The 13,486-nt window shown below is 42.6% G+C and carries 9 protein-coding genes, 1 tRNA gene and 1 pseudogene; 3 read left to right on the top strand and 8 right to left on the bottom strand.

What is annotated here, in order from left to right; all coding sequences use genetic code 11:
- Positions 1–194: 194 nt before the first annotated feature.
- Positions 195–365 (top strand): hypothetical protein, encoded by a 171-nt coding sequence (locus PN457_RS07745; RefSeq protein ID WP_271732437.1) that lies wholly within the window; start codon positions 195–197, stop codon positions 363–365.
- Between the two features lie 25 nt (positions 366–390).
- Here PN457_RS07745 and PN457_RS07750 read toward each other — a convergent pair whose 3' ends face one another.
- From PN457_RS07750 to PN457_RS07780, 7 genes are all read right to left on the bottom strand, one after another.
- The gene (locus tag PN457_RS07750) at positions 391–3,417 is read right to left on the bottom strand and encodes a DUF1156 domain-containing protein (protein WP_271732438.1); all 3,027 of its coding nucleotides are present in this window, start codon (positions 3,415–3,417) and stop codon (positions 391–393) included.
- A gap of 40 nt (positions 3,418–3,457) precedes the next feature.
- A complete protein-coding gene (locus PN457_RS07755; RefSeq protein WP_271732440.1) occupies positions 3,458–4,069 on the bottom strand; it encodes a Uma2 family endonuclease in 612 nt (203 codons plus the stop codon).
- Positions 4,070–4,198: 129 nt separating this feature from the next.
- Positions 4,199–7,642, bottom strand: a complete 3,444-nt coding sequence (locus tag PN457_RS07760) for a helicase-related protein (protein WP_271732441.1) — start codon at positions 7,640–7,642, stop codon at positions 4,199–4,201.
- Between the two features lie 241 nt (positions 7,643–7,883).
- Positions 7,884–8,453, bottom strand: a complete 570-nt coding sequence (locus PN457_RS07765; RefSeq protein WP_271732443.1) for a Uma2 family endonuclease — start codon at positions 8,451–8,453, stop codon at positions 7,884–7,886.
- 29 nt (positions 8,454–8,482) lie between these two features.
- Positions 8,483–9,244, bottom strand: a complete 762-nt coding sequence (gene cobA, locus PN457_RS07770; RefSeq protein ID WP_271732445.1) for a uroporphyrinogen-III C-methyltransferase — start codon at positions 9,242–9,244, stop codon at positions 8,483–8,485.
- Positions 9,241–9,954 (bottom strand): sirohydrochlorin chelatase, encoded by a 714-nt coding sequence (locus PN457_RS07775; RefSeq protein WP_271732446.1) that lies wholly within the window; start codon positions 9,952–9,954, stop codon positions 9,241–9,243. The genes cobA and PN457_RS07775 overlap by 4 nt, the downstream gene beginning before the upstream one ends.
- 33 nt (positions 9,955–9,987) lie before the next feature.
- Entirely contained in the window at positions 9,988–10,368 is a 381-nt protein-coding gene (locus tag PN457_RS07780; RefSeq protein WP_271732447.1) for a DUF4359 domain-containing protein, read from the bottom strand.
- 119 nt (positions 10,369–10,487) lie between these two features.
- Between PN457_RS07780 and PN457_RS07785 the strand changes: the two genes are divergently transcribed.
- Positions 10,488–10,560, top strand: a tRNA-His gene (locus tag PN457_RS07785).
- Between the two features lie 232 nt (positions 10,561–10,792).
- Complete coding sequence (locus PN457_RS07790; protein ID WP_271732448.1) at positions 10,793–13,213, top strand: sucrose synthase; 2,421 nt, start codon at positions 10,793–10,795, stop codon at positions 13,211–13,213.
- A 4-nt stretch (positions 13,214–13,217) separates the two neighbouring features.
- On the opposite strand, the pseudogene PN457_RS07795 reads toward PN457_RS07790, so the two are convergent.
- A pseudogene (locus tag PN457_RS07795) lies at positions 13,218–13,412 on the bottom strand (peptidoglycan-binding domain-containing protein); the annotation flags it as partial.
- Between the last annotated feature and the right edge of the window lie 74 nt (positions 13,413–13,486).

The following is a 13,486-nucleotide window of genomic DNA, read 5'->3' on the forward strand; positions in this document are numbered from 1 at the left end:
AAGGAATAGGCGCGATCGCAGTTTCGACTACCCTCATTGTGGTTTCGACTACGCTCATTGTGGTTTCGACTACGCTCATTGTGGTTTCGACTACGCTCAACCACCGGAATCTGTTCCCTGAGCGGAGTCGAAGGGAACAATCTAATCCAGTTCCCTCCCATCTTGAGGGGAGGGTTAGGGTGGGGTCAAACATATTGTCATCAAATACGCTCAACCACCGGAATCTGTTCCCTGAGCGGAGTCGAAGGAATAGGCGCGATCGCAGTTTCGACTACCCTCATTGTGGTTTCGACTACGCTCATTGTGGTTTCGACTACGCTCATTGTGGTTTCGACTACGCTCAACCACCGGAATCTGTTTCCTGAGCGGAGTCGAAGGAATAGGGGCGATCTAAAACCCTAACCCCTTCTTTCTAGCTAATACCCCATCTACCCAGCGTTTTTCCTCCGAACTAACGGGGTATAATGCCGATAATGCCTGAGCAAGTCCCCAAAAACGGGAATCACTCCCGACACCTTCATCAACTAAAAAACGCTTCAATGCTTGGCTGCGTCCCGATGCAAATAAAATCATAGTTTGGTGAACTTGATCTAAAGTAGTATTCCCTAACTGGGGTAATATTTGCTCCACCTCATCCCCGCCATCTTCCTCTGTCATCCCCATCTGGGGTAAAAAGTTCAGTTGTTGGGCTTGTTGCTTTTTCCCCTTAGCTTTACCCGTGGTTGGGGTTGGGGAATCCGCAGAAGCAAATAAATATTGTCTACGTTCAGATACTGGTAACAGTCGGGCGCTGCTACCTTTCACCTCTACTAACCGGGTTAATTGTTCTAACTTTACCCCCAGTCCTTGGGCTATTTTCCGCGCTGCGTCATACTCTAGGGTATAACCGCTGGTTTTACTGGTTTTGCTGCTGGTTTCTTCCTCTTCCTCCTCCTCTGGTTCCGTGGTATCAACTTTACCTGCGGAAAGAGTCCACAACCACATGGCGGTCAGGCGCGCATCTTCTTCAAAGCTGGTAGTATCGGTGTTAGAGAAAATCATACTTAGAGCTTCCCTTGATACCGCAGCCCACACATATTCTAAATATTCCTTCAGGGTGACAATTTCACCAGAAGCCTTTTCTACCCCGGAGTAGCGAGAGAAGATTTCTAAAGCTGGACCTAGACACGCAAAGATAGCATCAGCACCTACTACCCCTTCTGCTGCTAATCTCGCCATCCAGTCATGTATGCGTTGGGGGAGTTCTCCTAATACATCCCGCCAGTCGCCAATTTCTGTACAGGTGCGGGGACGACAGACTATATGGACTGAGGAAGCAAGGGCGGCTGTCCCCATTGCATTCATTCTACTTTCCCTTTCTGTATCTATAGGCCAGGAACCTGTCATAGTCCAACCTGCATCTACCATTGCTTGTAATTGGGCTTCCCAACCAGCGGTTGATTTATGAGCAAAGACAATTACAGCTATACCTTCGGGTGCTAAAAATCGTTTTCCCTCCGCCATAGCTAAGTTCATTTTTTGTTCAAATTCTACTTTTTCTTCTGTAGAATTGGGATGCCAAACAATAGCTTGCTCTTTTTTTGGTGTGAGTTCGTTTCTAAAGTTTCTAGCAAGAGATAAAGGTAAAGTGCGTTTTAGCCAGACATAGAAGAAGTCGGATAAGTCGGCATAGGGTACGGCATCATAATAAGGAGGGTCGGAAAATAAGCATTGAGCAAAATCATCTGGTAGGGGGTGACTTGCTGCGTTGGCTTGTTGAGTTTGTCCAGAACCAGATAAAAAAAGATTAGATTTACATACATCTACAACCCATTGCAAAGCACCATCTAAACCACCTGTAGCACCTGAAAATGAGTTAGCTTCTGCAATATCCCAAACCATTGGTATTGCTTGTCTTGCAAAAAGTCCTTCTATGTTTTCTCGTGTTGTACTCCAACGTGATAAAGATGTTAGTGTATTGGCTTGTCTATCAACAGCAAAAGCTAAACAAGTTTGCACAGCCTCAGCCAAACCTTTATCTTCCCTATCTCCTAACTTATCCCCCACATCCTTAACCAACTTCACCAGTGTAGTTAAAGCTAAAGCCTGACGAGATGTAAATAAACTTCCCCAAGTTTGCATACCATAAAGACAAACTGAAGAAACTGCACGATGTCCTCTATGATCAGGAGTAGGCTCATCAGGAATTAAACTCAAATCCCCAGAATGCTCATTCACCCGCTTTTGTAACTCAATACCGGCATTTTCCACAGCCTCTAAATCCTGCTGATTGGGTAACCGATAAAATCGCCCCTTTTTACCTTCCTTAGTGGTCACCACACAAAACAACCGCGCATCATTCGCCCCTCCCCGACGGGCTTTTAACTGTTTACGCACCGACGCGACAGGGGTAGTATACCCACAGCAGGGACAAGTAACCGATCCCCTTTTCACCGTCCCATCAAAACTAGGTTTGGTAACCTCTATTTCTGGGTTATCAGCGACTACCCATTTATTTTTATCCTTGTGGATAATTTCAAAATCTACCCGCTTTTGTTCCGGTTGGGGAATGATCCTTAAACCAATATTCCGGTTAGTCTTTTTACACAGATATAAAGACCGCATTAACGGAACTTCCGCCCCACATCCTGGACCCTCACAAACAATAGTCCTAGCCCATAAATAAGCAATGGGTTTACTACCATCAGCATCTTGGGGATAAAATTGACTTAACTCTTTTTCTGCTTCCTCCTTTACCCACTGTCCCCAATGGCGCACCTCATCCGCTAATTTTTGCCCATACTTAGGGATATATTCCAACACCACCTTATTTAACAACACCGCCACGGGGTTAATGTCAGAAGCAAAAGCATCCCCACCCACCCGCAGAGCTTCTAAAGGTATGGAACCACCCCCAGCAAAAGGGTCTACCACTAAGGGCTTAGTTCCTGGTATCCCCCCTAAAGCCTCGTGTGCTGCTTGGGTTAATTTACGACTAGTTTCTAAATAATCAGGCTGGGTAGAATTATCCCAGTTAGCAAAATCTGCAATAAAATCAAGTAACCTATATCTTAATATATTCCAATGTTGAGGGTTATTAGCATCTAACCGACTGTCTGGTTTAGCTAAAACCTGCCATTTATGCCAAATATCCGTAGAACAATATTTAGCTAAATCTCCACCTTTATCTACTCTTTGAGCAAAATCTGTGATATAATCAGTAGCCAAATCGCGAAAAGACTGGGGACAGTTTACATCAACGGGGTCAGGCCATAACGCCGCACACAGCACCGCCCGACAAGCCGCCAAAGGTCGCCGCGCCCACCAAATATGTAAAGTAGAAATATGTCCATGGCGGATTGATTTCTCTCTTCTAGCGTGGGCGGAAATGCGTTTAATAGGTAGGTCAACCTCAATCAGGCGTTTAGGGTATGGCATTATTTAGAGAATCCCCAGGATGTGAACACACAGCAAGCAACTATAAATCTATATTTTCAGTAAAATTAACTTTTTTATATAATTGCTGCACAGGCAATTGTAACTTAATTGTTGACAGATTTAACTGAGCATTTTCTGTTGTATACTCAGTCAAGATCCATTGATGTTCACCAGTCTTGACATACTGCATCACATAATATTGAGTCTGGTCAATTAAAATATATTCTTTTAACTCAGGAATTGAGCGATAATAGAGAAACTTATCCCCCTGGTCATAGTCTTTGGTAGATTTCGATAAAACCTCAGCAATTAATAAAGGATTTGTCACCGTTGTCGTATTTGTGCTGTAATAAACAGGTTCACCCCCAACAACCATCACATCAGGATAGGTAAACTGTCTATACTGTGGGATCCACAACTTCACATCACCAATATAAACCTCATAGTTCAAATCATCTAAAGCCAAATTTAACCTAGTGGCGAGATTTAACGCCAATTTGTTATGATTAGTAGTCCCCCCAGTCATCGCTATAATTTCCCCATCTCGAAATTCATTTTTATCATCAGCCTTTGCTTCTAGTTCTAAATATTCTTCTGGGGTATAGTAGGCTTTAAGTATTTTAATGTTCTGGGTAGTAGTTTGTAATTTCATTGATTTATTCAGGATAAATTAGGTATAGCATAAAACAATCAAATCCAGTCCCCTCCCTTGACAAAGGGAGGGTGAGGGTGGGGTCAAAGATATTTTCACCAAATCTCTGGCTTTAATCTTGCCCATATCCTATATAATATCTCCTAAAATCTCCTCTGCTTTTAAATGAAAATGCTCAATTTTAATTAAAGGTTCCCAACCCAAGCGCACAGGGTTTTTAATAGTCACCACCCTAGGAGAAGACGCACAATTAAACACCACATATAACCAATAATCATGCTGTAATCTTTCCGCAGTTTTATATTCATTTGTCGTCAAGGCCACGGGCCCAATATTCCCCCGTCCCTTAACTTCAATAAACCTCACTTCACTAGCTTTTAAAGGATCGCCAGAGTCTGGTTGACGGGAGATTAAATCAAAACCCCGGTTTTCTGCTTCCACACTCACAACCTCCCAACCTCTAGCTTGTTCATATTCTATCACTGCTTGAATGGCAATTTTTTCAATTTGCTCATCAGCAACCATAGGCGCAACTTCTGGGGATGTTCTTTGGGGATGGGGTAACACCCAAGCTCGCCCATGATGATTAATACTAGTAATGGTACAACTGGCTTCTTTTTGCAATTCTTCCCGACGTTGTTCTAAGCGACCATTTAATTCAAATAGTCGGTCTTCTAATTGTTTAATTCGCCCATCTAATCCCTGTTCTTTAGAGCCAGATTCCTTAAGTTCAAACAACTCTGCATATTGAACCTGGACTCTATCTATAATCACATTCAGACTAATTTTTATATGCTGGGAAATTGTCTTGACTTCCTTTTGTCTTTGGGTGCGAATTTCTGTTAAAAAGCTATTTAATTCTTGTTCAACTAATGCTTGTTCTACCTGTTCGCGACTGGGTAAACTACTGTCATCTGGGATGGAATTAACCCAGTTACCATTCTCCTCACCTTCCCCACTGCTACTAGGTAGTAAATCTAAAAATATGGTTGGTTGACGGATGGTGATTTTTCCATCTAACTCTGTCTGGACTACATATAAACGTTCATGGAGTTTATTACCCCGTCCATCACTAATAGCAGCGGAAAATACATCTAACCTCCCTGGGGTGTGACGATGTAAATCAAAAAATACCGCACCCCGGCGCAGGTCTTCCTGTACTTTGGTAGCAACTTCATCCCGCACACACTCAAATAGGGGATGTCCTGGGGTGACCCATTCTAATGTGGGGTCATTTGTCAAGATATGTTTATCAAAGGTAATCTTTTTATACTCTCGCCCCAATTTACCAAAGCGACTTTCTAACTTATCTCCCGTTCCCCACAAGGTGCGCGGAACCCGCCCAATTTTATATATTTTCTTACCCTTCCCTGTTTCCTTAGGATGAATCCCCGTTATGGGTGCTGCTTCGACAAAGAAATCATGGATGACTTCGGGAACTAATCGCCGTTCCTTAGCTTCAGCAGATTTACTGATAATTGGTGATAAGTTTAATTCTCGTTTGGCTAGTCCTTCCAGAGCAGAATCACTAATTTTACGGAAATGTTCTGTATCTACTTGTTCTACAATCCGATCAAGAATTGCCCCCTCAGTCAGGTTATGAGCGTACATATCCCGCATCATCTTTTCTAACTCATTGGCCGGGAAAATATCACCTAGGACGTTAAATACTTTACCGGTTCTTTCCGGGTCTAAATCCCTTTCAATGGCGCGAATCCGCTCAAACAGCTTCCATAATACCTTACCTTCAGTGGTATTAATAGCAACAAAGTTAAAAATTAAACAATCTTTATCCTGTCCGTAGCGGTGAATACGTCCCATCCGCTGCTCTAATCTTACCGGATTCCAGGGGATATCATAATTAATCATGAACCAGCAGAATTGTAAATTAATTCCCTCCCCCGCTGCTTCCGTCGCAACCAGTACCTGACACTCTTCTTTAAATTTCCGTTCGGAATAAATGCGAGTGTTGGGTGTATCTCGATCGCCTATTTTCATTGTTCCATGAATTTGGGTCACCGATAAACCCCAAGCTTGTAATTTCCCCACTAGATAATCTAAGGTGTCCTTATGCTCAGTAAAAATGAGCATTTTCATCTTAGGGTCTTGAAAAATTCCCTCCTGGGTAATTACTTCTTTGAGTTTGACTAATTTAGATTCTACTTCCCGTTTTTCTAAGCTCAATGCTTGATTAATTAAAGCAGTTAATTGTAGGATTTCCTTTTGCAAAGCAATGGGGTCAATAGAAGCTACCACACCTTCTAAATCCCCCATAATTTTTTCCTGTTCTGTGTCTGTTAAATCATTAAAGTCATCGGGAAGCTTTTTTTTAATTTGTTCTTGACGATGAGCTTCTGGGTCTTCTAAAATTCTTTGGCGTTTATCGCGCATTCGTTCTAAACTGCGCCGCACAGCGTAAATACTAGAAGCAAAGCGACGTTGTAACATCGCCATAGTAAAACCCAATGCTCTACCTTTAGCTGTATCATCCGTTGCAGCTTTGATTGATTGGTCTTCTACATAGTCTGTCAGTGCATGATAAAATTCTAATTCTTCCGCGTCAATTTGAAACTCAATAGTATCAACTTTGCGATTAGTGAATAATTTTTTAACAATACCGGTTTCTGCATCGGGAAATGTTTTTAAAGATTCTTTAGTCCGACGCAGGTAAAAAGGAGCATGATTTTGATTAATTGCAGCTTGTAAACTTTGCACATCCCCATACACATCTCTATCTAATAATTCCAGGAATAAACAAAAGTTTTTCGGGTCGCCCTTATGGGGGGTAGCGGTCATTAATAAATAGTGGTCGGTAATTTGGGAGAGTTGTTCACCCAGTTTATAGGCTAAAGTTTTATTATCGGAACTGTAAGCACTCATTTTATGTGCTTCATCCACAATAATTAAATCCCAGTTACTTCTTAATAAACTATCTTTCGCATCTTGAATGCGAGAAACCCAAGATACAGAAGTGATCACTTGACTTTTTTCTTGCCAAGGATTAGAACCATAATTAGCCCGCAGAACATCACCCCGGATCACCTCAAATTCTTCGCGAAATTTGTCTTTTAGTTCTCGTTGCCATTGAAATGTCAGGTTGGCGGGTGTAATAATTAGAGTACGTTTCACCAGTCCCCTAGCTTTTAATTCTTTCAGCAGCAACCCCGCCATAATAGTTTTACCCGCGCCGGGGTCATCCGCCAGTAAAAACCGCAACCTTGGCTGTTTTAAAAAATACTCATAAACCGCCTCTAATTGATGGGGGAGGGGGTCCACCCGGGCGATCGCCAAGGCAAAATAAGGATCATATTCGTAAGCTAACCCCAAACGTAGAGCTTCCACACCGAACCGAAAATACTGGGAGTTACCATCAAAGGGTTCTCTTTCCGGTGTAGCTTGTAACTCTTCCAACTGTTCAGCATTCAGTATGGGTTCATAAACCTGATTACTTTTGAGTCCTTTACCCGTGAGTTTAACTGCTGTCCCCATTGGTTCCACCAACAATACCTGTACTGGTTCTGGAAAAATGGAACCACGTACAATCACATTCCTTTGTAGTTGGTCAATTTTCATGGGGTTACCTCTGAATACTCAGTAGTATATCTGTTACCAGCACTTGACTGATTATATAAGTATAAGCATATTTAGATAAACTTTAGGTAAACTTTATAGTTAAAATTGTTGTACTTAAAGGTCATAAAACTTAAGAAATTAACTAAATATTTTTACATAAAACAACTTCTTAGGGTAGGTAAAAAAGCCGACCCCTCCCTAACCCTCCCCTGATAAGAGGAGGGGACTGGATTTTCTGGTTTCAGGATGAGCGCTGATTAATTTTCAACCAGGTAAAAACTTGCTGTGATGTCAGGTTTAAATCGACTCCTGCTAAAACTTGCACAGGGGAAGCTCCTCTACAAATCTGAGGTTGTTGGTCTGGGGTCAAAATCAGCACAGAATAATCATCTGGATCAACCATCCACCCCAACTGACAACCATGTTTTAAACAATGTAAAAGATTATCAATCACCCGATTCGCCTTCTGATCAGGTGAAAGAATTTCAATAGACCAATCAGGGGGTGCTGTAAAATTATCCTCAGGCTCTCCCACTTCGTTGACTGCAATTCGCGCCCAAGCAATTACAGCGATATCAGGAACAATAGATCGCCCAGCGAAAGTACAGCGCAGTTCAGGTAAAGCCGTATATGCTTGGCTATGACTATCAATTTCAGTTAACAGGCGCTTTTGTAAAAGAGAGTGGCGAGTTTTTGGCATTGGTTTTTGCATAGCTACCCCGTCCATGTATTCCCATGCTGGGGATTCCTCTACACAGGGAAGTTTCAGAAATCCATCAATTGTCAGAGTTTGGGGGGAAAAGGTAGTCATGGTTTGGGGACTCGGCTTTTACTGTAGAATTACACAGAAGATCCGCCAGATAAAATACTGTGCATATTGACAACTGCACCAATCACAGCGATCGCCGGGGCGGTAAATCCAGAGGCTGTAACTTGGGCAATAATAGTTTCTAGGGTTCCAATCAATTCCTCTTGTTCTGGTCGTGTACCCCAACGCACTAAAGCAATAGGTGTTGCTAAATCTAGCCCAGCCTGGCTTAATTGTTCCACAATATAAGGCAGATTCTGAACCCCCATGTAAATCACAATAGTTTGTGAACCTTGGGCGATCGCCTGCCAGTTTACTTGTGGTTTATACTGATTTACAGCCTCATGTCCAGTTACAAAAGTCACAGAAGAACTATATAACCTATGGGTTAAAGGTATACCAGCATAGGCAGGAGCCGCCACCCCAGATGTAATACCCGGCACAACCTCCACAGGTACACCAGCAGCCACTAAATCCGCCATTTCTTCCCCCCCACGACCGAAGATAAAAGGGTCACCCCCCTTGAGTCGCACCACTAGGGGGTATTCTTGGGCTTTGGTAATTAATAACTGGGTAGTTTCTGACTGTAATAACGAATGTCTCCCCATGCGCTTACCCGCGTTAATTTTTTCCGCTTGGGGGTTAATCATCCCCAAAATCTCTGGACTAACCAAAGCATCATAAATCACCACATCAGCAGATTCTAATAAACCCTTACCCTTGAGGGTCATTAGTCCTGGGTCTCCTGGCCCCGCACCTAATAAATAAACCTTACCCGTCACCGTGCGGCTCATGTATCTATTAAATCCCCAATTATCTCAGCTAATTCTGGACTTGCTCCCAAAGGCGCAGCCAGTTGGAAAGTCACAGTAGGAAATTGTAATTTTAGCCTTTCTAGGGACACAGCGATCGCATCAGTTATACCACCTGTAAATAAAAAGTAGGGTAAAATTGCCACTTTTGTTTGTCCTGTAGCCACTAAATCCTGGATACGTGATTCTAAACTAGGCGCTACAGCCCAATAAGCAGTAACTGCACCCAACTGGCCTGCTATAGTTTCTATAGGCTCCAGGGAACCAGGACGACGGCTACCATGAGCTAATAAAATTGTAGTTTGGGCTTCCATTGTAGCCACTTCCTGGGATAGTAAGGTCACTAAATTCCGGTGACTACCTAAATGGCGGTGTTGACGAATAATTATATCTTTCCCCAGAGCCTCTTGTGCCAAAGCAATCTGCTCCGGAATATCCGCCATTACATGGACACCCGGTAACAGAAACAGTGGTACAATTTCTAAGGAACCAACCCCATCCAAAAAAGCAATACTAGCAAAGTCTTTAATCTGCTGGTGTAAAGGCTGGGGTTGTAATTCCAGAGCAGCTATACCTACCAAGTCTTTACCATGACCCAATTGAGCAGATACGAGCTCTGCTAATTGCTCCATAGCCACTTGGGGGCGGGGGTCACGGCTACCATGTGATACCAGTAAATATGCAGATGTCATAATCATCAAATAACTGTTTGGGAGTATATCAGCTTATTGCTTCTTAGCACTATAGGTATAAAAGTTATCGAAAGCTCCTACAGTTTCAAATTTATACAACGGTATCCAGGAACTGATTTTTAAATCAGTCCGGTAAACACTAAAAATGAGGAAATCCTGCTTTTGGGTACTCCGCGCCAGGATATCACGCATTTGAGGAATGGTTTGATCTACGAGGTTGTCACATTGAGACTTGATTAAATTTTCTAAAAAATTGCCCGTTTTCTGGCAAACGTCCCCTTTTAAATATTCTGTTAGCCGTTGTGTGGCATAATCTTCATATTCAGCCTGGGAAGGATTGGTCATAGCCATTGCTACCCCCAAGGCTACTAGTCCTATGGCTCCGGAATATGCGATAGTTGTCAGTGCTTTCATGGTTTCTGGCTTAAACTCACTATAGTTATCCGACTGGAATTTGAGAAAATCCGCCACTGGAAAAAAAGGTCTTGATCATTTTCTGATTATCGTGCTATAATCACTAATATACAATAATGGCGAGCGTAGCCAAGTGGTTAAGGCAGTGGTTTGTGGTACCACCATTCGTGGGTTCGAGTCCCATCGTTCGCCCTCATTTAGCAAAAGTTTGCTCAACAGCTAAAGTGGGGAATAGTTACCTATGTGAGTCAGCTAATATCCCCCAAAATTATGTAACTTAAGTTAAGGTAAAAAAAACTGAGCAGCATATATTCTGAGTCAAAAAAAACACAAAGAAATTGGCCAGATTATAACAGGAAAAACACAGAACGCCCATCTGTGTTTATTTTTTTTGTAAAATGCAAATTCGATCTGAGGGGTTATCATGTCTGAATTGATCCAAGCAATCTTAGATAGTGAAGAAAAAAGCGATTTGCGTGCCTTTTTGAGCCAGTTACGCCAGGAAGAACAAAAATACTTGCTACGTAACGATATCCTCAATGTATTTAAGAATTATTGTTCTCAGTCGGAGAAATCAGAAACAACCGCGTCTGCTTCCCGCTTAGGGAAACTCATCTACTATACTCAGGAAATAATTCAAGAAGATTCCAGCCTGTGTTTGATTATTCGTCCTAAAATTGCTCGTCAAGAAGTTTATCGGCTCACAGAAGATTTGAATGTTGAGCCCATGTCAGTCCAGGAACTGCTGGACCTGCGCGATCGCTTTGTGAATAAATATCACCCACTAGAGGGTGACCTACTAGAATTAGATTTTGGCCCGTTTTACGATTACACCCCAGTCATCCGCGACCCGAAAAATATTGGTAAGGGGGTACAATTCCTCAACCGCTACCTATCCAGCAAATTATTTCAAGACTCAAAACAATTGCTGGACAGCTTATTGAATTTCTTGCGCCTCCACCAGTATAACGGTGTGCAGCTGTTAATTAATGAGCGGATTAAGACTCAGCAGCAACTTTCTGACCAAGTAAAAAAAGCCATCACCCTCGTCAGCGAGCGACCCCAAGATCAACCCTATGAAGAATTCCGCTTTGAATTACAGATAATGGGTTTTGAACCGGGGTGGGGTAATACAGCCGGGCGAGTCCGTGATACCCTGGATATTTTAGATGAATTAATTGATTCTCCTGACCCTCAGACCATCGAAGCTTTCATCTCTCGCATCCCGATGATTTTTAGAATCGTCCTCGTATCGGCTCATGGTTGGTTTGGTCAAGAAGGTGTTTTAGGTCGTCCAGACACTGGGGGACAGGTAGTTTATGTGCTTGACCAAGCTAAGAATCTGGAAAAACAACTACAAGAGGATCTGGATCTAGCAGGTTTAGGAGGGTTAAACGTCGAGCCAAAGGTGATTATTCTCACCCGCCTAATACCTAATAGCGATGGTACACTGTGCAATCAAAGGCTAGAAAAAGTTCACGGTACAGAGAACGCCTGGATTTTGCGCGTACCCCTGCGGGATTTTAATCCCAATATGACCCAAAACTGGATTTCTCGATTTGAATTCTGGCCTTATCTGGAAACTTTTGCTATTGACTCAGAAAAAGAACTGTTGGCAGAATTTCAAGGTAGACCTGACTTAATTGTGGGTAACTACTCTGATGGTAATTTGGTGGCGTTTCTGCTAGCACGGCGCATGAATGTGACTCAGTGCAACATCGCCCACGCTTTGGAAAAGTCTAAATACTTATTTAGTAACCTCTACTGGGAAGAATTGGAGGATAAATACCATTTCTCCCTACAATTTACCGCTGATTTGATTGCCATGAACGCCGCCAATTTCGTGATCAGCAGTACTTACCAAGAAATTGTTGGTACACCTGATAGTGTAGGACAGTATGAGTCTTACAAATGCTTCACCATGCCGGAGTTATACCACGTAGTCAACGGCATTGAATTATTTAGTCCTAAGTTTAATGTTGTACCTCCAGGGGTGAATGAGAGTTACTATTTCCCTTACTCCCGCACTCAAGACCGAGTGGAAAGCGATCGCCAGCGAATTGCTCAAATGCTGTTTACCCTGGAAGACCCGCACCAAATTTTTGGTAAACTAGATAATCCCCAAAAGCGCCCCCTGTTTTCTATGGCCCGTCTTGACCGGATTAAAAACCTCACAGGTTTAGCAGAATGTTATGGTCAGTCTCCAGAATTACAGGAGCATTGTAACTTAATCTTAGTGGCGGGTAAGTTGCGTGTGGAAGAGTCAGACGACAACGAAGAACAAGAGGAGATTATTAAACTCTATCAGATCATTGAACAGTATAATCTCTATGGTAAAGTGCGTTGGCTGGGTGTACGCCTATCTAAATCTGATTCCGGTGAGATTTACCGTGTGATCGGCGATCGCCAAGGGATATTTATTCAACCTGCTTTATTTGAAGCCTTTGGTTTAACCATCTTAGAAGCCATGGTTTCAGGACTACCAACTTTTGCGACCCAATTTGGTGGACCCCTAGAAATTATTCAAGATCAAGTCAATGGCTTTTACATTAACCCCACAAATTTAGAAGAGACAGCGGCCAAAATCCTCACCTTTGTCACCAAGTGCAATCAAACCTCCCAATATTGGGATGCTATTTCCCGGGAAGCAATTAACCGGGTATTAAGTACATATACCTGGAAAATTCATACCACCAAGTTGTTATCCCTAGCCAGGATTTATGGCTTTTGGAACTTTACCTCCAAGGAAAACCGCGAGGACTTGTTGCGTTATCTGGAAGCTTTATTCTATTTAATTTACAAACCCAAAGCACAAGAGTTATTAGCGCAGCATCAGCATCGGTAGAAGTTCATTTAGTCAACTGTTCCCAAGTAATTGACCCGACTATTCCATCTACTTTGAGTCGGCGCTGGTTCTGAAAAGCCTTGACAGCTACCTCAGTCAGCGCCCCAAAATTTCCATCCACTCGGGTCATATAGCCTTGAGAAACTAACAACCGCTGTAAAACTCTCACCACAATACCTGAATTACCAAAACGTAGAGTTAGCATAAATTACTCAGCATATTTTAAGTTATAATTAGTTCGGTTGCCGGTCATCGGACTTGCGACCACTGATA

This window comes from Anabaenopsis arnoldii (assembly GCF_028331025.1).
In the GTDB taxonomy this organism is placed as follows: Bacteria; Cyanobacteriota; Cyanobacteriia; order Cyanobacteriales; family Nostocaceae; genus Anabaenopsis; species Anabaenopsis arnoldii.